Below are 21610 nucleotides of genomic sequence, written 5' to 3' on the forward strand. Positions count from 1 at the left end.
GTCTTGGTACTCCCCCCGCATAGCAGGGGGTTTTATGTTTCGCACGCTACGCGTACTCAACGGACTAAAGTCCATAAGAAAAAGGGCGGCCTGAGCCGCCCTTTAAACGATCGTTTTTTCATTAAAACGCTTTTCCGCCGAGCTGCTGCTGTGCAGTCGCTACGAGACGCTTCGTGATTTCACCACCAACGGAACCATTGGCGCGCGAAGTCGTATCGGGGCCTAATTGCACACCAAATTCGGAAGCAATTTCCATTTTCATTTGTTCCAGTGCCTGCTCTGCGCCCGGCACGAGAACCTTGTTGCTGTTATTTTCAGCCATGTTTCTCACCTCCTTGTGCCCTTATCATGTGCAGGCCCCATTTCCCGCATTCACAAGGATCGGTGGTAATTATTGCAAATCGCACAAGGTGAAGAAATGAGAAGCTTTGAAACAGCCGGTCAGAGCAGTCCGCTGAATGCATCCTCACTTTCGCTGCTTTCAAAAGTCAGCGTTTCAATCCCCCGGACCGCTTCATTCACCAGATCTTCCATGTCTAACGAGCGTTCAAAACGGCCTGCATGGAATCTGTCCGGACGCGTCCTCGGGGCTTTGGGCAGGAAAATCGTGCAGCAGTCTTCATAGGGACGGATGGATATTTCATATGTATCAATTTGCTTGGCAATAGCGGCAATATCCAGCTTATCCATCGTAATTAACGGCCTTAAAACCGGAAGATCGGTCACTTGATTAATGGTATTGATACTTTCCAGTGTCTGGCTGGCAACCTGGCCGAGACTTTCCCCGGTCGCAATAGCCAGGGCACCGCTCTCTGCCGCTGCTTTTTCCGCAATCCGGAACATCAGCCGTCTCATGATCGTAATACGGTAATCCTCCGGAACGGCATCCCGGATCGCAACCTGTGCCCGCGTGAAGGGCACAAGGTGCAGGCGCACGCTCCCTCCGAACGACTGCAGCTTTTTTGACAGATCGATCACTTTCTGTCTGGCGCGGTCACTCGTATAAGGCGGGCTCTGAAAATGGATCGCCTCGATCAGCGCCCCCCGTTTGGCCAGAAGATAGCCGGCGACGGGACTGTCGATGCCTCCCGACAGCATCAGCAGCACTTTTCCGCTGGCGCCTACCGGAAGGCCGCCCGCCCCTTTGTACTCATGCCCGTAGATCCGGGTTTCGTGATAGCCGACTTCCACACGCAGGATCAGATCCGGGTGATGGACATCGACGCTAAGATGAGGACAATGCTTCAGCAGCCATGCGCCCAGATCCCGGTTCAGCTCGCTGCCGTGAACGGGAAATCGCTTGTCCTTCCTGCGCGCGGCGATCTTAAATGTTTTCACGCCCTCTTCCTGCTCGGCGATGCGCAGCGCGCCGCTGTGCATCGCATCCAGATCGTTTCCGACTTTAATTGCCGAAGAGATATTCTGGATGCCGAAGATTCTTTGAAGAATGGGAATGATTTGATCGGCGTCTTCGCCGTTCAACTGAATTTCAATATCATCAAAATGCCGTTTTATATAAAGACGGGGAAAGCGGCTCAATTTCCCGCGTACATCATCCTCAAGTTTCATGACAAATGCTTTCTTATTCTTTCCCTTGATAGCAATTTCCCCGAAACGGATGATCAAATAATCATAAACCATCTGTTTCACCCCATTACTCTTTTCAATTGTCGTGTCTGAACGGCGAGTGCCGAAAGGAAAGCGTCGATTTCCTCCGCCGTCGTTTCAAAAGCCGTGCTGATCCGTATCGCTTCTTTTGCTTCGTCTTCGGGTACGCCCATTGCCAGAAGAACGCCGCTTGCTTCATCATCTTTTGAGGAGCACGCCGATTTCGTAGAGACAAAAATATCGTTTTCTTCAAGAGCATGAACCAGCACTTCGGCCTTGATTCCCTTTAATGAGACATTGACAATATGAGGCGCCGCACCGCTCTGCGGCGTGTGAATCACTGTCCCGCCGATCTGCGGCAGTCCGTCGCGAAGCCTCTTCTGCAGAGCGGTCAGGTGAAGAATTCCTTCATTTTCGCGCTCAAGAGTCATCCTGAGCGCCCTGACCATCCCGCAGATTCCCGGAAGATTTTCCGTTCCGGACCTTCGCTGATTTTCCTGGCCGCCCCCGGCGAAAAGAGGATCAAGCAGCGTGCCGTTGCGGACGTAAAGGATTCCCGTCCCTTTCGGACCGTGAAACTTATGGCCGGAAATCGTGCATAAATCAATGCCGCTCTCCGCCAGCCGAAGCGGCACCTTGGCAAACCCCTGGACATGATCCACATGGAAAACCGTTGTCGGGCGTGCCTTCAGAAATTCTCCGATTTCCCGGATCGGCTGAACCGTCCCGACTTCGTTGTTGACGTGCATGACGGAAACAAGAATCGTGTCTTCGCGGTATGCCCTTTTAAAATCATCAAAAGATACCCGGCCCTCGTGATCCACGGGCAGATAGGTCACCTCGAAGCCGAGATTTTCCAACTGTCCGAACGCATTGAGGGCAGAAGCATGCTCAACAGACGTCGTGATCAGATGGCGGCCGCGGCCGCGGCCGCGGTAGGCGAGCGCCGCTCCTTTTATAGCAAGATTGTTGCCTTCCGTACCTCCCGAAGTGAACACAATCTCTTTTTTATCGACGCCGAGCAGCGAGGCAGCTTGTTCGCGCGAGCGCGACAGCAGGGCTTCGCTTTTCCCGCCCAGTTTATGAAGCGAAGACGGATTGGCAAAAAATTGCTCGGCCACCGTCCGGTACGTATCCATTGCTTCGGCATAAGGCTTGGTTGTTGCGCTGTTATCGAGATAAATCATTGATTTGTTTATAAGCTCCTTTCAGATGGCCTGCAACGGCCCATTTCGATTAGAAACGGGCAGAATCGTTTTTATTTCTCATCTCAATTCTTACCGCTTTATCTGAATCTTAACATGTGATGTTCCGGCTGTCGACGAAACGGCAATCGGAACGCGATAAAAAAACGGCGGCCCGATCCGCGGGACGCGGAATCAGGCCGAAACAGGGGGAAAAATATAAAAGAACGCCGTTTCAATCACATTTGCCGTTCCTGATCCTGATACAGATCCATTCTTTTCAGAATCTTGGGTTCTTTTTTCTCAATCGCCCGAACAGCCGTCTCAACGGCCGCCTGATAATCAAAGTCTCTGAACAGTTTTTCCGCCGTTTTCAGTTCCCGGTCGATTTCCTCATACTCGCTGCGATAACGGTTGCCGTAACGGATCATTTCTTCCGCCAGGGCGGCCGTTTCCACCAGCCGGTCCGCCCGGCCGCGGACATCGTCGACCTTTTCCTGAGCCTGGCTCAGTGCACTGCGGACACCCGCCATATCCAGCGGTTTTTCATCGAGCTTGAGATTCACGGCCTTCAGCAAATTCCCCGCTTCGGCAAGCGCATCGGAAAATGAAGCGGGCACACCCGGCAGATTGCTTTGCCGGAGGATCCTTTTGGACTCAAAAAGCGTGTGTTTCAATTTCTGGATGGTTTCTCTGGCCGCCAGTTCATCCTTGCGCAGAGCCTTAATCTTCCTGCCGAATTCATCCGCAAGAGACTCGACCTGCTCAATATCCGCGCGCATCTTCTCAAGTTTTTCAATGATCGAGCTGAAGGCTTCCGTATGATTGTTCAGAACCTCGCGCGTTTCAACAAAGCTGCCCTCCAGTTTTTGATAAGCCTGGCCTATGTCGCGGCGCGCTTTCAGATCCTCGACGTCAATATGATAACTGTCTCTGACGGTTTCTGTCTCATCGGCCAGCTCTTTTATCTTGCCTCCTACGCGGTCCAGCCTCTTCTCAATACTGGGCGCCAGATCATGGAGCTGCTGCCTGCTCAGCACTTCTTTTTCAAGCTGGGCATATAACCAGTCCAGCTGATCGTGAATGCCCTTGCAGCCTTCCTGTGCTTCATCCAGCTCCATTTTGGCGACGGCCTCCGAAAGCACGTGCAGCTGTTTTTCCATCTCTTCAGTCTGCGAATCGAGCTGCAGATAATCAAGGGCATAGCCCTGTTCCGTCATTTCTTTTTTGCCCTGCCTCAGTTCCTTCAGCTGATTCGGGATCGTCCGCTGGAGATCTTCAAACAGTCCCGGAATGCGTTCAATCCGCATCTGGGCACTATCGACCGATTTCTTGACGCTCAGAAGAATTTCACGCGCTTCTACGTAGTTCCCCTGATCGCTTTCTTCTTCATATTTTTTAAACTGTTCATCGATTTCCCGAACGGATTTTTCCAGAAACGGCAGCGCCTGCCTGAACTGATTGCGCTGGGTAATCATATTTTTTTTGATCTGATGATAGCTTTCCTTGATCGGTATCACGTCTTTGCGGTTCCTGCTCTCGCTGTCCACAACGACATTCAGATCATGAAGCATGTGATCGATCGTTTCCTCAATTCCTTTTCTTTTCTCCTCAAGCGCTTTAATCAGTTTTTCCGCTTTTTTAAAGCGATATTTATCGGTCAGCTCTTCCGCGTTAAAAAGAGTCTCCTCAATCGCCGGCAATTCCGCGGTAATGATCCTGTCCCAGTCCGATCGCGATTTTTCAAACTTTTTCTCTGTATCGCCGACCATTTTCAACTTTTTCACTTTCGCTATCTCTTTCGCGACGGGCCGATTCATCAGTTCTACTCTCCACGTCTCGATACGATCAATTTCGCCGTACATTTTTTTTCGCATCCATGCACCGTAGACGATCACAATGACGCCAATTAAAATAAGGCCGATTATCACATAAAGCATACGGAATTTCCCCCATTCTCGCATGTAACCCATTCACACTCAGCTACTCTATATTGTATCAAAAAAAGGCGCAATAAGATTAAAAAATGAAAGAATGCGTCGATTTTTAGCAGCCGGGAAGTCGGAAAATCGCCGGCACCGCACAAACGGTCCCGGCCTCTATGTATTCTTCGACAAATGGAAGACGGCATTTAAATATGATCGGCCGAACGGCCGTCTTCGCCTGAATGCTGCCGTGCTTTTCCCGGGAAACCGGCGGCTCTTCTCTGCGCCGGACCTCCCCGTCACCGATCCGGGGCACAAAAAAGCCGGCCAGTTCTGCAGAAATTCTGACCGGTTCGCCCGCATAGATCCGTTTCGGCGCCATTCCGCCCTGCTTCCGGTTCGTCGATAACGAATCGGACAGGGGCCGGGTCTGCCCCCGCATCTTGTGAAAATCCCGTTTCCTGCCACAATCGGCGCCTGACAGTAAAAAACACGCAGCGCCTTCCCCCACCTCCTCCGATGACACGGCTTATTTCAGATTTCCGACAGGACGGCCGGCGAGCCGCTCCACCCACCTTCTGATATAACGCAGATAATTCATGCGGAAAGATGGTTCACCGGGCTGCAGATAAAAAACTTTTCTAAGAAACTGGGGCTGAAGAAAGGGCATCATGATCATGTCCCGATACTGCAAAAGCGCGAAGTCGGCCGACATCGGATCAAATTTTAATTCCGGAGCCGCTTTCTCAAAGAGCCGGGTCAGCAGAAACTTTTCCTTCATCAGATAACTGGCCATCAATTCACGGACAAGCTGATTGTCCAGCGTCATCTCCCGGTGGACAAAGCGGGACAAATAAAGAGATTGCTGCTGATAGCCGATCAGTGCATCCGCAACAGAGACGAGACACTCATCCGGCGGTTTTCCCGCGTCCTGCGCCTCACGCTCCGCTTTCTCCAGATTGTTTAAGTACCCTTCCAAAAAAGAGGCCATAAGATATTCCAGAAGCCCCTGTTTTCCGCCGAAATAATAAGAAACCAAAGCAATATTTACACCCGCGTCCGCTGCAATGGCGCGCACGGAAGTGCCGTCATAGCCGCCCATATTAAATAATTTCAGCGCCGAATGAATGACGGCCTCGCGCGTGCTTCTTCCATTGGCCGGATTCGCATGTCTCGTCAGCATTCTTCCACATCCCTTCAGAATGACTGCATCCAATGTCACTAATATAAGCCTTCTCTTCATCAAGCGTCTACCCTGCAAAAATCGTTCGACTTTTCCGATGAAACTTTCGACCTGATCTGATAAAATGAGAGTACTCCCTTGAAAAACCGAAGGTGAAAATTATGAATTCTGTCAATAAGACGATGATCAATGCTCTCGAAGCACTGATTGGCGACGAGCCGAACCGGATTGCCAATCTGGCCAATGCATCGGCACTGCTCAATCAATATCTGGACGATATCAACTGGGCCGGGTTTTACTTGCTTGAAAAACATGAACTCGTTCTCGGGCCCTTTCAGGGAAAAACGGCCTGCATCCGGATTCCCGTCGGCAAGGGTGTATGCGGAACTGCTGCCGAGCGAAAAGAAATCGTCCGCGTCAGAGATGTCCATGACTTTCCGGGCCACATTGCCTGCGACGCGGCCTCGCGCTCGGAAATTGTCGTCCCGCTGTTAAAAGGAAATAGTTTAATCGGCGTGCTGGATATTGACAGTCCGGTTCCCGACCGCTTTTCAGAAGAAGATCAGCAGTTTCTTGAAGCATTTGCGGAAACGCTCGTCCAATATCTCTGAAACGGACGGGGATACGGATCTTCAAAACGGAAATGGTGCTGTCATCCGGCCCGCGGCCCACACTTCTTCTTGACAACAGGCAAATAAAAAATGTATAATTTTCTTCGTGTAAAATGAGGCAGCATCGTCAAGCATCCAATGTCCGTTTCTTCTATTTTGTTCCTCTTTCCGAGGTGTACTGCGTAACCTAGACTGCCTGGGCGAACGTGCAAGATAGCAAAATAGCATTGGAAGTGTTTGCGAGGTGTCATTTTATGCCATTAAAATGACAAAGGAGGAGTCATCTCTATGGCTCGTTATACTGGTCCTGTATGGAAAAAATCACGGCGTCTGGGCATTTCGCTCAGCGGAACGGGAAAAGAACTCGAGAGACGTCCGTATGCTCCGGGACAGCACGGTCCTTCTCAGCGTATCAAACTATCTGAATACGGCCTTCAACAACAGGAAAAGCAAAAACTGCGTTTTATGTACGGTTTGAATGAACGTCAATTCCGCCGTACATTCGACGATGCAGCAAAAATGAAGGGCGTCCACGGCGAAAACTTCATGATCCTGCTTGAATCCCGTCTTGATAATCTCGTTTACCGTCTCGGTCTGGCACGTACGCGCAGACAATCGCGCCAGCTCGTCAATCATGGCCACATTACGGTGAACGGACATCGCGTCGATATCCCTTCCTACCGCGTAAAGCCGGGAGAAACGATCGGTGTCAGAGAAAAGTCGCGGAATCTTATTGTTATCAAAGATGCACTGGAAACAAATACGTTTGTTCCCGAATACCTGACCTTTGACCCGAACACTTTAGAAGGTACCTATACGCGCCTGCCCGAGCGTTCAGAATTGCCTGCAGAAATTACCGAAGCCATGATCGTCGAATTCTATTCAAAATAAACAATGAATGGATGCTTTCCGCAGGGAAGGGCGAAGAACCGGAGAAGATTTTCATTTCGTATGAAAATTCTCTTCGGTTCTTTTTTGTGTTTAATGGTCATCCTCTCAGCTCATGTATCCAATCAGACCCTCTGCGAGAACACGCCGTCGATTCCTCCCTAAAGCGACGGCTTGGCGCGAGCGCCGATCTATTCTTTTGAATGCTGATACAAACAATTATTGATTTCTCCGAAAAAGAGAGAGAATCAGGAACAAGTTCTCTGTTCTGATTATTCGCACCTATTGATTCCGTTCCATTTACGATCAATTATTTAGGCGTTACCGTTGATTTTAAGCACATTAATGGCGATATTATGCCGGTTACTGCTGATATTTTGCTTTTTACTGCTTATATCCTGCATTTATCGACGATTTTAACCATGATTTACTGAAATCCGCGGCAGACAAAAGAAAAAGATCGGACTGTTTGCTCAATATCAGCGCCTGTCCGCGCGGCAGGGAGTTTTTCGGTCAGCGAAGCAAGTTTTTCGGTCGCGGCAGGGAGTCTTTCGGTCGGCACGCACGATTTTTCGGTCGGCGCAGCAAGTCTTTCGGTCGGCGTGGCAAGTTTTTCGGTCGCGGCAGGGAGTCTTTCGGTCGGCACGCACGATTTTTCGGTCGGAGCGGCGATTTATCAATCGGGGCCTCGTTGCCGGGAGGTTATCGGTCGGTACGCACTGTTTATCGGTCGCGGTAGGGAATCTTTCGGTCGGTACGCACGATTTTTCGGTCGGAGCGGCGATTTATCGGTCGGTCCCGGGAGGTTATCGGTCAGCACAGGCGGTTTATCGGTCTTGAGCCACTATTAATCGGTCGGCGGCGCACCGCTTATCGGTCTGGGGCGATGGATTCGGTCATCCCGGCCGTTTTTTCGGTCAACTTGTTCGCGGTATCGGTCAGCACAGGCGGTTTATCGGTCGTGAACTACCCTTAATCGGTCGTTGCCTGCCATTTATCGGTCATCACCGGGATTGATAGCAGAAACGCTCTTGTCTTTCGAGAGATTGACGTTTACAGGAAAAGTCGATCATCATTGGACGGTACAGCAGGAAAATGAACGAAAGAGATATCATATTTTGCTTTTCCCCGGCTGCTCGACTCTTCGCACTTCCTTAAGAGCTGTGAACCGGCACCGGAAGCCGGATCCGATCGATCCCTTTCAAGCCCCGCGGACAAATCGCGCGGATCGCTTCATCATTCGGGGCAGGCCTGTTTCTCAAGCGGAATCCGTCTTTTTTAGAATAGGGTTCCCTTTTTTTCCCTTTTCAAGAAATTTATTTTAGGATAATATATTAAAGAGCCCGGTCATTTTAAATTTCTTCAGAATTTTATTGTCTTTTAAGGATCAAACAATTGTCAGAGGAGATTTGCCATGACGTCCCATTTCAATAATTTTTCCCGATTTTTCGACCGGTTGGCGGAAAAGTGGGCAGAAAGCTCCATGATCCGGACAATCCTTTCAGTAGAAAATAGAATCTGGAATTCATTTCTGATTTTCCTTTCCGTATTATTCATTGGTTTTTTTTTCGCGATTGGCGCCGTTTCCGGATACTTTGCCGAATTGGTCCGCAATCAGCCGGTTCCCGATTACAAAACTCTGAGCCGGGACATCAACGACTACTCGGAAAGCAGCGTCGGCTATTTCGCGGGAAATATTCCGATCGGCAAAATGAACAGCGATCTGATCCGTACCAAAACGGCACTTAAAGATGTATCCCCCAATCTGGTTCACGCCGTGATTGCGACAGAGGATGAACTTTTCTATCATCATCATGGGGTTGTACCGAAAGCCGTCATCCGGGCAAGTTTCGAACAATTGCTGAATGAGCCCCAGGTGACGGGCGGAAGTTCGATTACTCAGCAGCTTGTAAAAAATCAAATTCTGACCAGCGAAGTTTCTTTTGCCCGAAAAGCCAAGGAAATTCTTCTGGCGCTGCGTGTTGAAAAATTTTTTTCAAAAGATCAGATTCTTGAAGACTATCTGAATATTGCCACTTTCGGCCGGGACCGTTCGGGCAGCAACATTGCGGGAGCTGAAGCAGCAGCGGAAGGTATTTTCGGCGTGGCCGCCGACAAACTGGATATTGCGCAGGCCGCCTTTATCGCAGGCCTGCCGCAGGACCCTTTTGTCTATACGCCCTTTACCAAACAGGGCGATGTCAAGACAGATATCACTGCAGGCGTCGGCCGGGCGCATGAGGTGCTGCAGCGCATGTACGATACGGGTTATATCAGTAAAAGCCAGCTGGACGCAGCTCTGAACTATGATTACCGCAGCCATTTTGCGAAACCGCAGAAGTCGGCAGCCGTTGATTACCCTTATCTGATGAAGGAAGCGGCCGACCGGTCGCAGACGATTCTGGCTAAGCTTGCGGCGCAGCAGGAAAGCTACGACGGCGATACGCTTTACAATGATTACATGGCCTATCAAAAGGTCGAATATGAATACAGCAGAAAACTCTATGGAAGCAAATCTGCCGAAGAGATCGCCAAGCTGCACGGAACAAACCTGGGCACGCTGACCGGGCATTATAAAATCTTCAACGGACTGCTGCAGACGGCTGCCCACAGGCTGGCAACAGGCGGTTACAAAATTTACACAACGATCAATAAACCGATCTACGACAGCATGCAGCATGTCGCGCAAAATTACACGGGTTACAGCCCCGACAAAATCGTTACGGTCGGCAGCAGCCGGACCGGAAAAAGCGGATCAGTGAAAGATCCGATGCAGGTCGGCTCCATCCTGATTGAAAACCGAACGGGGAGAATCATCAGTTTCGTGGGCGGACGCAGCTTTCAGCAATCCGAGTACAATTATGCAACGAATGTGCCCCGGCAGAACGGATCGACGATGAAACCGCTGCTTGTCTACGCGCCGGCCATGGAGCTCGGGCTGATCCAGCCGGGATCGATCCTTCCCGATCTGCCTTATAAGCGGACGATTAACGGGCAAGTCTATCAGCCGACGGATTACGGATCAACCGCGACCCATCAGATTTATCATGGATTTGAGACCGCCAGAGCGGCGCTTGCGCAATCGGACAACGTTCCGGCCGTCAGTGTCTTTACGCGGTTAAACAGCGTTACAGGCCGGGCGCCCGACTATCTGAAAAAAATGGGGATTACGACATTGGCCGGTTCGGACGGCTACAATATATCCGCAGCCCTCGGAGGGATCGCCCGCGGAATCACCGTCGAGGAAAATACGAATGCCTTTACAACTTTTGCGAACGGCGGGCAGTTTGTTGATGCCTACATGATTGACAAAATCGTCGACGGCAGCGGCCATGTTATCTATCGGCACGAATCGGCGCCCGTCCGTGTTTTCTCGCCGCAGACAAGCTACCTGATGGTGGATATGATGCGGGACGTTCTGAAATACGGAACCGGCGCCAGGCTCCCCGGATCGCTGCAATTCTCGGCGGACTGGGCAGGGAAAACCGGAACATCCCAGGACTGGCGAGACTCATGGCTTGTCGCCTCCAATCCGAACGTGACACTCGGCGTCTGGAACGGCTATGCGCATAATGAACCGATGAACCCGCTCACTTATTCCACACAGACGCGGCAGCTGTGGGCCGGTTTCGCAAACGGTGCCTATCAGATCGATCCGCAGCTCATGGAACCGGCCAAGCGCTTCGAACAGCCGCCGGGCATCGTCCGTCATACTTTCTGCGGGATCACGGACGAACAGGCCACGCCGATGTGCCAGGCAGCCGGTTTCGTAAAAACGGACCTGATGAATGTAAAATACCTGCCCAATCGGACGATTGAAGCGCTGGAACCGGCCTTCGCTTCCCCGTCCGGCAAGGGGAACAGCCCCAGTCATACACAGCCCGGCCAGATCAGCGGCTTCAGAATTAAACCGGACTTTTTAAGCACCTATTTCCCATTCACGGATCTACAGTCCGCAGATCCCGCCTTGCTTGGGAAAATACAGAAATAAGGCTTCAAAAGAGGCCCATTGGCGGCACCTGCATATCTGAACCGTCCATTTCGACTATAGGGGCAGGACGTATCATCCGATGGCAGGCTCCCGCTACAGTGGAAATCTTTCACCGATGCCGGCCTCACTCCTTGTCATCATTTTCCGGGAATCCGGGGCGAAAGAACGCGCTGGATTCTGATCGATTGATGTTTATAATATGAAATGAAAGAGAGCGCCTCATCACCGGCTATTCACCTGATGAGACGCCCTCTATTTTATTCTCTTAAATCTGTGACAAATTTATTTCGTCGAATTGCGGAAATCGATATGATGCGGCAGGACGACCGTGGAGCTCTCCACTTTTTCGTTATTCATTATTTTCGTCAGCAGTCGCATGGCCACCGCTCCGATGTCGTATGTAGGTTCTGCGATGCTGGATAATGTCGGGCGGACCATCTGAACAAGGCGCGTATTCTCGCTGCTGATCACTTCAATGTCGTCCGGCACTTCTTTGCCCTCATCCTGAATTTCATGAATGGAGCCGATCGCCATTTCGTCGGAGTCTACAAAAATGGCCGTCGGTTTCACCTCCTGCTTCAAGAACTGCTCCGTCGCTTCCTTGCCGGATTCATAGGTGTAATCGCCTACAGACAGCAACGTTTCATTAAAGGGGATGCCGTGCTCCGCCAGCGCCCGCTTGTAGCCGTTCAGTTTGTATTTTCCATTGATCGGCACGTCAATCGGTCCGTTAATAAAGCCGATCTCCCTGTGCCCGGATTCAATCAGATGCGACACAGCTTCAAAAACAGCCTGTTCATAATCAATATTCACCGACGGGATCTGATTTCCTTCGTCGACCGTCGCCGCAAGGACAACCGGGGCTGAGGAATGTTTAAACTCCTCAATGTGCTCTGCCGCGATTTTTCCTCCCATAAAAACAATGCCGTCCACCTGTTTGCCAAGCAGTGTTTGAATCAGGCGAATTTCCTTGTCCTTATTTTGATCAGAATTGCAGAGAATGATGTTGTATTTGTACATCGTTGCAATATCTTCAATACCGCGGGCAAGTTCGGAAAAGAAGACACTCGAAATATCAGGAATAATCACACCGACTGTGGTTGTCTTTTTGCTCGCCAGGCCACGGGCGACGGCATTCGGACGGTATCCCAGTCTTTTGATTGCTTCAGACACCTTTTTCCGCGTCGTCGGTTTAACGTTCGGATTCCCATTCACGACCCTTGAAACCGTCGCCATCGAAACTCCCGCTTCTCTTGCCACATCATAAATTGTTGCGCTCATTGCCCTCGTCCTCCTCGATTTTCCACCGTTTACCTCCATTCAATCCGAATTTCGGTCCGCACTCTAGAACGTTTTCATTTTTCGGCACTCGAAAATTGCCCCAACACTATAAATTGACGCCTTTCATTTATAGTATCAGAACGGCATCGGCAATGCTATGCTTTTCTGCCGTAAAAAGACCCTTCCGGCAGAATGATAAGCGCTCTGCCGGCAAAATCAAGTCGTTATACGTAATCCCTCGGAATCGGGATCATCCGGCCGTTCTCTTCACTTCCGGTTCTTCCGTCCCGTGAAAACGGCCGCTTCAAGTTGACGGATTTATTTTTTGCGAGCTTCAAAAATTCGGAACCCTTTCCTTTCAGAGAAATGGTTTCCTTCCCGATGCTCCGCACCGCTTCTTTCCCGGAAGGAGATGCAATGAAGAACATGACCGCAGCACCAAGAATACTGCCGAGAAAGACACCGGATAAAAAAGAGCGTCCCTTTCCCGATTGTCTGGCCGAAACACTCACCGGGCATCCCTCCTTATTCGTTTTTTTTAGAATGCTTCCAGCGTTGGATTAAATCGATGGCTGCCTTGCCCCACTGAACCGCCTGGGCAACTTTGCCGGCATTTTCTTCTCCGCTGCTTTCGATGCTTGATGTCACTTTCTGAACGGAAGTATTGATATTGTTCAACGATTCGCCGAAACCGTGAATGGCATCAAAAACGCTGTTGAGATTCGCTGATTTTTTCTGGACATCCGTTGCCAGTAAATTCGTCCGATGCAGCAGTTCCGTTGTCTCCTCATTCAGCCCTTTCATCTGATTCTGAACATCCTCCAAAGTCGACGCGACATCATCCATTGTTTTCTGGGCGGAACGAAGAGTCTGTGAAAGAAAATAAACAAGCACCGCAAAAGCAACTGCGATTACGGCAACAGCTAAATATAAAATAATGATCACCGTATGTCCTCCTTTTAATCGATTCGCTATTAGTTTGATAAATAAACACGTTTCTATACCTCGAATAAGGCCGACGACCGGTGCATTTCCATCTCACCGGCGTTTCATGTTTCATTTTATCATGTAAAAATGTCGAAAAAAAGCAGGAGGACTGCAGAATCGCATTATAAATTCAAAATTCTCATGTACTCGCTCTGATATTTTTGAATATCTCCGGCGCCCATGAAAAGGAGAACGCTGTGACCGTACTGCTTCAAATCTTCGATATTGCTGTTATGCAGAATGTGCGACCCGGGAATCCGGTCCTGCAGATCGTGGATGGAAAGCTTGCCGCTCTTTTCACGGGCAGAACCGAAAATATCACAGAGATAGACTTCGTCCGCCGTTCCCAGCGCTTCGGAAAATTCATCCATAAACGTCATGGTTCGCGAATACGTATGCGGCTGGAAAACAGCAACAATCTTTCTGTCCTGATACTTCTCCCGCGCGGCTTCTATCGTTACGCGGATTTCGGTCGGATGGTGGGCATAATCGTCAATCATCACCTGATCCGTGTCCGAAAGAACGGTTTCCGAAAATCTCCGCTTGACGCCGTGAAACGAAGCCAGCCGTTCCTTGACAAGCTGAATCGGCACATTCATATAATTACAGAAAGAGATCACGGCCAGCGCATTCAGGACGTTATGGTTCCCGTAACCGCGGATCTTAAAGTGCCCGTAAAAATCGTTGCGTATATAGACATCGAACGACGTGCCGCTATCGTCGGACTGAAAGTCAACGTTCCGTGCCTGAAAATCATTTTCTTCATTGAAGCCGTAATAAATGATCGGCACATTTGACTGGATCATCTGCAGTTTCTCATTATCCCCGCAGGCGAAAATCGCTTTTTTAACTTTCAGGGCAAGTTCCTGAAAAGCACTGACAACGTCATCAAGATCCTTGTAGTAATCGGAATGATCGAATTCGATATTTGTAATAATGCAGTAATCCGGTTCGGAATGCAGAAAATGGCGCTTATATTCGCACGATTCCCAAATGAAATATTTGCTGTTCTCGTTCCCCGATCCTGTTCCGTCTCCGATCAAATAAGAAACCGGAGCGAATTTTTCAAAGACATAAGACAGCAGTCCGGTCGTGGATGTTTTTCCATGCGTCCCCGTGACGGCAATGCTTGTGTACTTTTTGGCAAGATCGCCGAGAAAATCATAGTAACGATACACAGGGATACCTATTTCCCGTGCTTTAGCAATCTCTTCATGCTGATCCGGAAAAGCATTCCCGGCGATAACAACCTCGTCGGATGCAATATTATCCTTAGTGAACGGCAGAATTTTGATGTGTTTATCTTCCAGCGCTTTCTGAGTAAAAAAACGCTTCTCATAGTCGGAACCCTGAACTTCGTGATGCAGGCCCTGCATAATCTGCGCCAGGGCACTCATCCCGGTACCTTTGATTCCGACAAAGTGGTATTTCGTCATACAACGACCTCCATAACATGCTTCGTGCTTGACCCAACTGACGATACCAATAGTATACTCATTCTTACTTCAATAAGTGTTTTTGCCTTGATTAAAGCAGTCATGATGATCGTCCGGCCATAACGTATTTCGCTATCCCGTGCCCGTTTCCTATTTTTCCCGTCAAATACCTGCGGCATGCACCGCCCGCGAACGTCCGCACCGGCCCTGGAGCGCCCGGATGCCGCTGTCAGTGAAACCGGCCTTATTTTTCGTTCCTGCCGAATCATTTCATCCTTTCGGAAAACAAAACAGTCAACAGAAACCGCCCTTCGCGTTTTCGGAAAACCGAAGACGCAGCCGGTCAGTCTGTCAGACATGAAAAACCTGTTTCATAAAAGTTAAGAAAAAATTCTCGACACCTATTTTAACCTTTATCGACGAGGTTGTAAAAGCAAATTTTACTAATACGATTTATCGCCCGAAATTTGCTCCTCAAATTTTTCTTTGGATATCAGCACCTGACGCGGCTTGCTCCCGTTCGCACCTGAAACGACATTGCGGCTTTCAAGCTGATCGACAAGGCGTGCGGCGCGGTTATAGCCGATACGGAAGTGGCGCTGGATGCTTGAGACGGATGCCTGTCCCTGCTCGACGACAAATGCGGCCGCATTATTAAAAAGATCGTCTTCCCGGCCGTCCGCTTCGGAATCCGCTTCGGCAAAAGACTCCGCATCAAACAAGTATTCCGCTGCCGGCCGATGTTCAAAGGCATCCGTGACACGCCTGATTTCCTCGTCGGAAACGAAACATCCCTGCAGCCGCCGGATCGTCCGGGCACCGTTCTCGGCAAAAAGCATATCTCCTCTTCCGAGCAGCCGTTCCGCGCCCCCGCAATCCAGAATTGTCCGCGAGTCGGCCTGGGAAGCAACACTGAACGCGATTCGGGTCGGAATATTTGATTTGATTAAACCCGTAATCACGTCCACCGAAGGACGCTGCGTCGCGAGCAGGAGATGAATGCCCGCCGCCCGCGCCTTCTGGGCAATTCGGCAGACGGATTCCTCTACATCCTGCGGCGAGGCCATCATCAGATCCGCCAGTTCGTCGATCACGATCACGATATAAGGAAGCTTTCCGCTTTGATCCTCGCCGGCCGGCCGGCTGCCATTATAGCCGGCAATATCCCTGACTCCGGTTTTTGCAAACAGCCTGTACCTTTTTTCCATTTCTTCAACGGCCCACTTCAGCGCAAGCGCTGCTTCCTTCGGCTCGGTAATAACCGGAGCAGCCAGATGAGGAATTTTCTGATAAGGAGCCAGCTCAACCACCTTCGGATCGATCAGAAGAAAACGCAGGGCATCCGGAGACGTTTTATAAATCAGGCTTAATATTAAAGAATGAATGCAGACGCTCTTTCCGGAACCGGTTGCGCCGGCAATCAGTCCATGGGGCATTTTTGAAAGATCCGTCACGATGCAGTTTCCCGAGACGTCCTGCCCGAGCGCTGCTGTAAGCGGGGCTTTGCTTTTCAGAAAAGCATCCGAGTTCATAATCTGTTTTAACAGCACCGGCTTGCGCCGGTCATTCGGAATTTCAATACCCACCGCGCTGCGCCCCGGCACCGGAGCAATTCTGATCTGCTTAACGGCAAGGCTCAGTTTGATGTCTTCCGCCAGGCCGAGCACCTTGTTTATCTTTACGCCCGGATGCAGATGGATATCGACCCGCGTCACGCTCGGTCCGCGGACATGGCCCAGTATATCCGCCTCAACCCGAAAATTCGACAGCGTCTCAGCCAATATTCTTTCTTTTCCGGCAATCCATTCCTCACTCTCTTCTCCGGATTCCTGAGGATCATCGAGAAGATCGAGCGGGAGCTGCAGGCCGGACTCGCCCGCTTGATTCCCTTGTCTCTCTCCATTTTCCACAGGCCTGCGATGAGTATGATGATCGGATTGGAACATCAGTACGTTGAAGGGGACTTTCGACTGATGGTGGGGACGGTGCGGCGATCTCGGCAGGCTGCTGTTTACCGGCATTGTCCGTGGCGGTACGGCCGTCTCCCGGGTCGCCGCCGCAGCTTCCGGCAGCCCCGAACTTACGGAGACCGGCGCTGCGGCAGCCGGCAGGCCGTGCGGAACCGACCCATCCGCTTCCGGAACAGGCCGGAGCGTCTCCCCGGGTTTCCCCGGAGCAGCCGTATGAGCGCGCGCGGACAGATAATCGGACGGTTCGTCCGGATGTTCGTCCCTCTTTTTTCCGTTCCTGTCTTCAGACACAGCGGATGTATCCGCCCGGCGGTGAAGCGCGGGCTCCTCAATGACTTTCCTGTCAATGACAGGCGGAGTCTTCAGTGAAGGAAGCGGGATGCGCTGATGCATCGCCTCATTTTTCTTTTTTTCCGCAATCTGTCTTTTTTCCTGTTCTTCTTTCGAAGTATCCAGATAGAAATCTTCATCCGCTTTTTTCCCATAAAAACTTGCGGGCGGCTTTTTATAACCGAATACCGGAGAAGGGACTTTGGTCAGGCGGAAAGGGGCTTTCTTCTCTTTCGCATTCCCGTTTTCCTGTCTTGCTGTTCCGGCAGAGACGGATCTGTCCGCCCGGTTTTTATCCAGCACTCCCGGAACATCTGAATCACGGCGCAGCGGCTCGTGCCCGTCTTCAGCCGGAGCTTTCTTATATCCTTCCGGATAGCGCGAAGCCATCTTGACTTCAATATGACGATGCGAGTCTTCGAACCGTCCCACAGAGTGCGGTTCCCGGCCATCCCCCGCATGCGCCCGGTCATGTCCGTTGCCGCTGTCCTCCTCTTCCCCGTCATCCAGGCTAAAAAGACGGTGCCACCATTTTTCTGCCATTTCAGATTCACCTCTTTACTCTTGCAGGCTTCAGTGCCGCGGAATGTCGGTCAGCGAGGCAGCAGTTGATAAAAATCCTGTCCTACCGCCGTCACCGGATCAAGGGTCAGGATGCCCCGCTTCTGCGGCGCACCCGGCAGCCCGAGCTCACGTGCCGAACAGATCATCCCATCCGAGGCAATCCCTCTTAGAACCGAAGGCCGGATCACCATTCCGTCCGGCATCAGCGCGCCGACCTTCGCAACGACAACCTTCTGACCCTCTTCGATGTTCGGGGCGCCGCAGACGATCTGCAGCTGCTCCGGCCCGACATCAACCTTGCAGACGTGCATGTGATCGGAGTCCGGATGCTTTTCCGACTTGAGCACATACCCGGTTACAATGAACGGCCGATCATTATTTATGATCCGCTCCGAAAATCCATATGATAAAAGTTTTTCATTCAGACGGCTGATAAAATCTTGATTCGCTTTGATCAGCCCCTCTTTATGATCCAATGGAAGATACGTCGATGCATTGAAAAAATTGTAGCCGAGAACTTCTCCGGTTTCGGCCTCAAAAATTTCCGATACATCGCCTCTTCGCTCAAACTTTCGCAGACCGCCCTCTTTCAGATAGGTAATCAGAATATCACCGATGCCTTCCCGATTATAATAAAAAATCATGTGCTTCTCCCTTTCGTAAATATTAATGATCGGTCGTTCGACCGTCTATGCGGCGTTTGCCGGCAAGAATAAAAATCGGTTCAAGTTCTCCTTTGTCGTAAATAAAAGGAAGAATCGTGATCGGTACTTTTCCCGATGCGAAAAACTTCATTGTCATTTGCGCAAGGATATCATATCCCTCGGGATTAACAATGTCTCCGAAAATAAGCACGTCCTGATGCGGAACGGCAACCGTCAGCTCTCCGCGGGCCTTGGTTTTCATACGCTCCAAAAGGCGGCTGTTCAATATCCTGCTTGCGTCGTACCCGTCATTGTAATTAATAAAATAGAAAGCATTGTTTCGGACCACATCTTTTTTGGGTCTGGCCGGAAGCGACCTTAGATTAAAATCCGCCGCCTCGACGATCTGCTGCTCATCCATTCCTTCCTGCTGCAGCAGCCGGCGGTCCAGCAATCGGTACGAACTCCCCAGATCAACCGCATAGAATATGCTCGTCTCCGCAGTATGTTTCCGGAAAACAAGACTCCGTCCGTCGGATGTCGTCAGCGGAAACGAAGCCGAACGGATGACCGGAAAGATCTGCTTTTCTTTTCCCTTGAGGCTCAGGGAACGCCCCATATCGCGGAGAGCGCGGTCCGCATAGTACACGCTCTCCTCAACGGCACGGGCGCCTTCCCGCGAGCTGCGTTCCAGAATATCCGCCAGAGACAGGGTAACGCCCTTCCCGCTGTCAGTATTAACGACTCTGATTTTGCCCGATTTATGATCGTAACGGATCCGGCGTCCTTCCGATGCCAGTTTTTCCGTAAGGATCTTTTTTAATTCCTGCTGATTCATTGGCGAACAGCCTTCCCTTCGCTCCGAATAACATCATTTTATCATAGACTGGCCCCCAAAGTGCAGGGGAGAGTAAATGATTGAAAAACTTGGCTTAGCCGGGCCTTCAGCCCTCCGCCGCGGGGACGGGACAGCCTCATGCCGAACAGGCCGCAGGACGCGGCGCATCTGTCCGTCCGCTTATCTTATCCCTATCATCCTTAAAAATTTTCTTATAGTATTTAAAAATCCGTCCTGAAGACTGCCGGCCGGCCCGGTCTGCAAGGACGGATTTTTATTTTTCAGCCGAATACGTTCGGAAGAAGCGCCATTACCTCTTTTTCCGGTGTTCGCTCAACCCTTTAAGCAGTTCTAAAATATGAAAAAACATATCGCTCCTTGTGACCCGGTTTTCTGTCAGGATGCCGATCGTTCCCCCGTGTTTTCTCACGTTCTTCTGATGGACGTACTCATCGGCGACATCCCCGAGCTCCCGTCCCCGGCGGACGCCTTCGGCAAGGATCTCCGGAAGCCTGATCCGTGCGCCGCCCGCCGTAATGATCCTGCCGGAGCGATCGGCCATAGCTCCCCAGTTGCAAAGAAACATTTCTCCGTCCAGCAGGCTGACCCCGCCCTCCAGTCCGATTCCCACAGAAACTTCGCTGTCTTTTTCGAGAACCGCCCTGGCCCGGTTCATGGCTCCCTGCCGCGTTTCAAGATCGGACATCGGCATCGCGGAAACGCGCGACGGCACCTCAAAGCTTCTGATTTCGGCGTCTGCCCCTTCAATCGAAACCAGGCGGGTAACGGCCTCAATCTTTGCCGGGTTTTTTGTTCCGACGCCAATAATTTCCATAGATAAGCTACCTCTTTCTGATACATTATTTTTTTATAAATAACTCTATTCGTCCGAGCAGGCACTGCCGGGCGACAAAGCCTTTTTATAATCAGGCTCGGATTTTTCCACTGCCTCAGCTTTTCTTGGTTTATCGGATGATTCCGCCTATAATGGTAAATGATAGCCATTGCTTGAGAAAAAGTGCCTCAGCCAAGAAATAGAAATCGGAGGGATTATCATGAAATCCGGTCTTTATGCCGTCATCCTGACCGCAGGAATTGCAGGTTTCAGCGCAGGAGTAGCGGTTGAAAAGTTTAAAAACGGCGGTCATCGTTTACTAAGCTCGGAAAAAGTGCTTCATTTAGTCAGAAAAGCGGCAAAGGAAAGCCTTTCGGTTGACGGAGCATGGATTTATCTTTCTCCCCAGACACTGACAAGAGATGCGCTCACCAGTCGGGTCTACAGAGGCGGCCTGACCGTGGCGGAGGAGAAAACGGTCGGCCATTATGACTTCCTTGCCGACGCGCATACAGGAACCCTGCTTGAACTCAAGAAGCAAAATTAATCGAGAAGCAAAAGCCCTGTGTCCGGAAAACACAGGGCTTTTCAATCGTCGCAAACGGCTTCAAAACGATAAATGGGCTGGCCTTTTGCAGAAAATTTATCCTCATATTCCGTCGTCACATTATCGGTAAACTGCGATCGATGCAAATCGAGGCTTATATTCTGCAGTGTAAAACCGTATTTCGAAAAACTCTCCAGCGAATATTCGAAAAAGCCCTGATTATCTGTCTTAAAGTAAACCGTTCCTTGATTTTTCAATACATATTCATATTGTGCCAGGAAAGTCTGATAAGTCAGCCTTCTCTTCTCATGCCGTTTTTTCGGCCACGGATCGCAAAAATTCAAATAAATAGAGTCCACTTCATCCTCCGCAAATAATTCCGTCAGTCTGCGCGCGTCCGCATTGATCAACCGTACATTTTCTACTTCGGCATCCAGACATTTCTGAAGAGCAGACACAATAATACTCTCATGCAGCTCGATGCCGATAAAGTTCTCGTCCGGGTACTTCTGGGCCATGCCCACGATAAACTGGCCCTTGCCCGTGCCGATTTCGACGTTAAGGGGCGCTTCGCGGCGGAAGATATCATACCACTCGCCGCTGTAATCTTTCGGCGAACGAATCACAATATCCGAATGCCGGTCCAGTTTCCCCTTTGCCCATGGCTTATGACGTACCCTCATGTAAAGCTCTCCTTATACTCAACGATTTTGTCAAATAACCCGGTCCGGCGTTCCTGAAAAAGCGCCGGCCTCCGCTCCTTTAGAAACACAGGCTGAAGAAACCGG

At 50.6% G+C, this 21610-nt stretch carries 20 protein-coding genes; 4 read left to right on the plus strand and 16 right to left on the minus strand.

All coding sequences use genetic code 11. The features are described 5' to 3' along the window. Positions 1 to 121: 121 nt before the first annotated feature. The 6 genes from Q6A92_RS18145 to refZ all read right to left on the minus strand — a co-directional run bounded on the left by Q6A92_RS18145 (position 122) and on the right by refZ (position 5939). Entirely contained in the window at positions 122 to 322 is a 201-nt protein-coding gene (locus Q6A92_RS18145) for an alpha/beta-type small acid-soluble spore protein (RefSeq protein ID WP_274400657.1), read from the minus strand. A 119-nt stretch (positions 323 to 441) separates the two neighbouring features. Continuing rightward, complete coding sequence (gene thiI, locus Q6A92_RS18150) at positions 442 to 1641, minus strand: tRNA uracil 4-sulfurtransferase ThiI (RefSeq protein WP_274400656.1); 1200 nt, start codon at positions 1639 to 1641, stop codon at positions 442 to 444. Positions 1642 to 1646: 5 nt separating this feature from the next. Continuing rightward, entirely contained in the window at positions 1647 to 2795 is a 1149-nt protein-coding gene (locus Q6A92_RS18155) for a cysteine desulfurase family protein (RefSeq protein WP_332238965.1), read from the minus strand. A 236-nt stretch (positions 2796 to 3031) separates the two neighbouring features. Beyond that, positions 3032 to 4732 (minus strand): septation ring formation regulator EzrA, encoded by a 1701-nt coding sequence (ezrA, locus tag Q6A92_RS18160; RefSeq protein WP_332238966.1) that lies wholly within the window; start codon positions 4730 to 4732, stop codon positions 3032 to 3034. Positions 4733 to 4838: 106 nt separating this feature from the next. After that, on the minus strand, positions 4839 to 5159 hold the full coding sequence (locus Q6A92_RS18165) for a hypothetical protein (RefSeq protein WP_332238967.1): 321 nt from the start codon (positions 5157 to 5159) through the stop codon (positions 4839 to 4841). Between the two features lie 87 nt (positions 5160 to 5246). Continuing rightward, a complete protein-coding gene (refZ, locus tag Q6A92_RS18170) occupies positions 5247 to 5939 on the minus strand; it encodes a forespore capture DNA-binding protein RefZ (RefSeq protein WP_332238968.1) in 693 nt (230 codons plus the stop codon). A gap of 122 nt (positions 5940 to 6061) precedes the next feature. Between refZ and Q6A92_RS18175 the strand changes: the two genes are divergently transcribed. From Q6A92_RS18175 to Q6A92_RS18185, 3 genes are all read left to right on the plus strand, one after another. Further along, positions 6062 to 6511, plus strand: a complete 450-nt coding sequence (locus tag Q6A92_RS18175) for a GAF domain-containing protein (protein WP_274400651.1) — start codon at positions 6062 to 6064, stop codon at positions 6509 to 6511. Positions 6512 to 6799: 288 nt separating this feature from the next. After that, on the plus strand, positions 6800 to 7402 hold the full coding sequence (gene rpsD / locus Q6A92_RS18180; protein ID WP_274400649.1) for a 30S ribosomal protein S4: 603 nt from the start codon (positions 6800 to 6802) through the stop codon (positions 7400 to 7402). A gap of 1480 nt (positions 7403 to 8882) precedes the next feature. Beyond that, on the plus strand, positions 8883 to 11390 hold the full coding sequence (locus tag Q6A92_RS18185; protein ID WP_332238969.1) for a transglycosylase domain-containing protein: 2508 nt from the start codon (positions 8883 to 8885) through the stop codon (positions 11388 to 11390). Between the two features lie 282 nt (positions 11391 to 11672). Here Q6A92_RS18185 and ccpA read toward each other — a convergent pair whose 3' ends face one another. From ccpA to Q6A92_RS18230, 9 genes are all read right to left on the minus strand, one after another. Then, positions 11673 to 12671, minus strand: a complete 999-nt coding sequence (gene ccpA / locus Q6A92_RS18190) for a catabolite control protein A (protein ID WP_274400644.1) — start codon at positions 12669 to 12671, stop codon at positions 11673 to 11675. Between the two features lie 224 nt (positions 12672 to 12895). Further along, a complete protein-coding gene (locus tag Q6A92_RS18195; protein ID WP_274400643.1) occupies positions 12896 to 13183 on the minus strand; it encodes a hypothetical protein in 288 nt (95 codons plus the stop codon). A gap of 13 nt (positions 13184 to 13196) precedes the next feature. Beyond that, positions 13197 to 13616 carry a DUF948 domain-containing protein gene (locus Q6A92_RS18200; RefSeq protein WP_274400642.1) on the minus strand — a complete coding sequence of 140 codons (420 nt, stop codon included), beginning with the start codon at positions 13614 to 13616 and terminating at the stop codon, positions 13197 to 13199. Positions 13617 to 13780: 164 nt separating this feature from the next. Next, positions 13781 to 15094 carry a UDP-N-acetylmuramate--L-alanine ligase gene (gene murC, locus Q6A92_RS18205; RefSeq protein ID WP_332238970.1) on the minus strand — a complete coding sequence of 438 codons (1314 nt, stop codon included), beginning with the start codon at positions 15092 to 15094 and terminating at the stop codon, positions 13781 to 13783. Continuing rightward, positions 15091 to 15453, minus strand: a complete 363-nt coding sequence (locus Q6A92_RS18210) for a hypothetical protein (protein WP_274400640.1) — start codon at positions 15451 to 15453, stop codon at positions 15091 to 15093. The genes murC and Q6A92_RS18210 overlap by 4 nt, the downstream gene beginning before the upstream one ends. 84 nt (positions 15454 to 15537) lie before the next feature. Then, positions 15538 to 17937 carry a DNA translocase FtsK gene (locus tag Q6A92_RS18215; RefSeq protein WP_332238971.1) on the minus strand — a complete coding sequence of 800 codons (2400 nt, stop codon included), beginning with the start codon at positions 17935 to 17937 and terminating at the stop codon, positions 15538 to 15540. Positions 17938 to 17987: 50 nt separating this feature from the next. Continuing rightward, positions 17988 to 18602 carry a YtpR family tRNA-binding protein gene (ytpR, locus tag Q6A92_RS18220; RefSeq protein ID WP_332238972.1) on the minus strand — a complete coding sequence of 205 codons (615 nt, stop codon included), beginning with the start codon at positions 18600 to 18602 and terminating at the stop codon, positions 17988 to 17990. Positions 18603 to 18624: 22 nt separating this feature from the next. Beyond that, positions 18625 to 19440, minus strand: coding sequence for a DUF1444 family protein (locus Q6A92_RS18225; RefSeq protein ID WP_332238973.1), 816 nt, complete (start codon positions 19438 to 19440; stop codon positions 18625 to 18627). A 310-nt stretch (positions 19441 to 19750) separates the two neighbouring features. Then, positions 19751 to 20275, minus strand: a complete 525-nt coding sequence (locus Q6A92_RS18230) for a DUF84 family protein (protein WP_274400634.1) — start codon at positions 20273 to 20275, stop codon at positions 19751 to 19753. 220 nt (positions 20276 to 20495) lie between these two features. On the opposite strand from Q6A92_RS18230, the gene Q6A92_RS18235 reads away from it, so the two are divergent. After that, positions 20496 to 20822, plus strand: a complete 327-nt coding sequence (locus Q6A92_RS18235) for a hypothetical protein (protein WP_274400632.1) — start codon at positions 20496 to 20498, stop codon at positions 20820 to 20822. 41 nt (positions 20823 to 20863) lie between these two features. Here the strand turns inward: Q6A92_RS18235 and trmB are convergent, their stop codons facing one another. Next, positions 20864 to 21505, minus strand: coding sequence for a tRNA (guanosine(46)-N7)-methyltransferase TrmB (gene trmB, locus Q6A92_RS18240; protein ID WP_274400630.1), 642 nt, complete (start codon positions 21503 to 21505; stop codon positions 20864 to 20866). Positions 21506 to 21610: the final 105 nt, after the last annotated feature.

The organism is Sporolactobacillus sp. KGMB 08714 (assembly GCF_036598985.1).
GTDB lineage: Bacteria > Bacillota > Bacilli > Bacillales > Sporolactobacillaceae > Sporolactobacillus.

Excerpts from the sequence above, each read along its gene's own strand:
- ytpR (WP_332238972.1), bottom strand. The coding sequence starts at position 18,602 with ATGATTTTTTATTATAATCGGGAAGGCATCGGTGATATTCTGATTACC.
- Q6A92_RS18225 (WP_332238973.1), bottom strand. The coding sequence starts at position 19,440 with ATGAATCAGCAGGAATTAAAAAAGATCCTTACGGAAAAACTGGCATCG.
- Q6A92_RS18175 (WP_274400651.1), top strand. The coding sequence starts at position 6,062 with ATGAATTCTGTCAATAAGACGATGATCAATGCTCTCGAAGCACTGATT.
- ccpA (WP_274400644.1), bottom strand. The coding sequence starts at position 12,671 with ATGAGCGCAACAATTTATGATGTGGCAAGAGAAGCGGGAGTTTCGATG.
- ezrA (WP_332238966.1), bottom strand. The coding sequence starts at position 4,732 with ATGCTTTATGTGATAATCGGCCTTATTTTAATTGGCGTCATTGTGATC.
- Q6A92_RS18155 (WP_332238965.1), bottom strand. The coding sequence starts at position 2,795 with ATGATTTATCTCGATAACAGCGCAACAACCAAGCCTTATGCCGAAGCA.
- murC (WP_332238970.1), bottom strand. The coding sequence starts at position 15,094 with ATGACGAAATACCACTTTGTCGGAATCAAAGGTACCGGGATGAGTGCC.
- Q6A92_RS18215 (WP_332238971.1), bottom strand. The coding sequence starts at position 17,937 with ATGGCAGAAAAATGGTGGCACCGTCTTTTTAGCCTGGATGACGGGGAA.
- Q6A92_RS18235 (WP_274400632.1), top strand. The coding sequence starts at position 20,496 with ATGAAATCCGGTCTTTATGCCGTCATCCTGACCGCAGGAATTGCAGGT.
- Q6A92_RS18185 (WP_332238969.1), top strand. The coding sequence starts at position 8,883 with ATGATCCGGACAATCCTTTCAGTAGAAAATAGAATCTGGAATTCATTT.
- Q6A92_RS18165 (WP_332238967.1), bottom strand. The coding sequence starts at position 5,159 with ATGCGGGGGCAGACCCGGCCCCTGTCCGATTCGTTATCGACGAACCGG.
- thiI (WP_274400656.1), bottom strand. The coding sequence starts at position 1,641 with ATGGTTTATGATTATTTGATCATCCGTTTCGGGGAAATTGCTATCAAG.
- Q6A92_RS18230 (WP_274400634.1), bottom strand. The coding sequence starts at position 20,275 with ATGGAAATTATTGGCGTCGGAACAAAAAACCCGGCAAAGATTGAGGCC.
- Q6A92_RS18145 (WP_274400657.1), bottom strand. The coding sequence starts at position 322 with ATGGCTGAAAATAACAGCAACAAGGTTCTCGTGCCGGGCGCAGAGCAG.
- rpsD (WP_274400649.1), top strand. The coding sequence starts at position 6,800 with ATGGCTCGTTATACTGGTCCTGTATGGAAAAAATCACGGCGTCTGGGC.
- Q6A92_RS18210 (WP_274400640.1), bottom strand. The coding sequence starts at position 15,453 with ATGTCTGACAGACTGACCGGCTGCGTCTTCGGTTTTCCGAAAACGCGA.
- trmB (WP_274400630.1), bottom strand. The coding sequence starts at position 21,505 with ATGAGGGTACGTCATAAGCCATGGGCAAAGGGGAAACTGGACCGGCAT.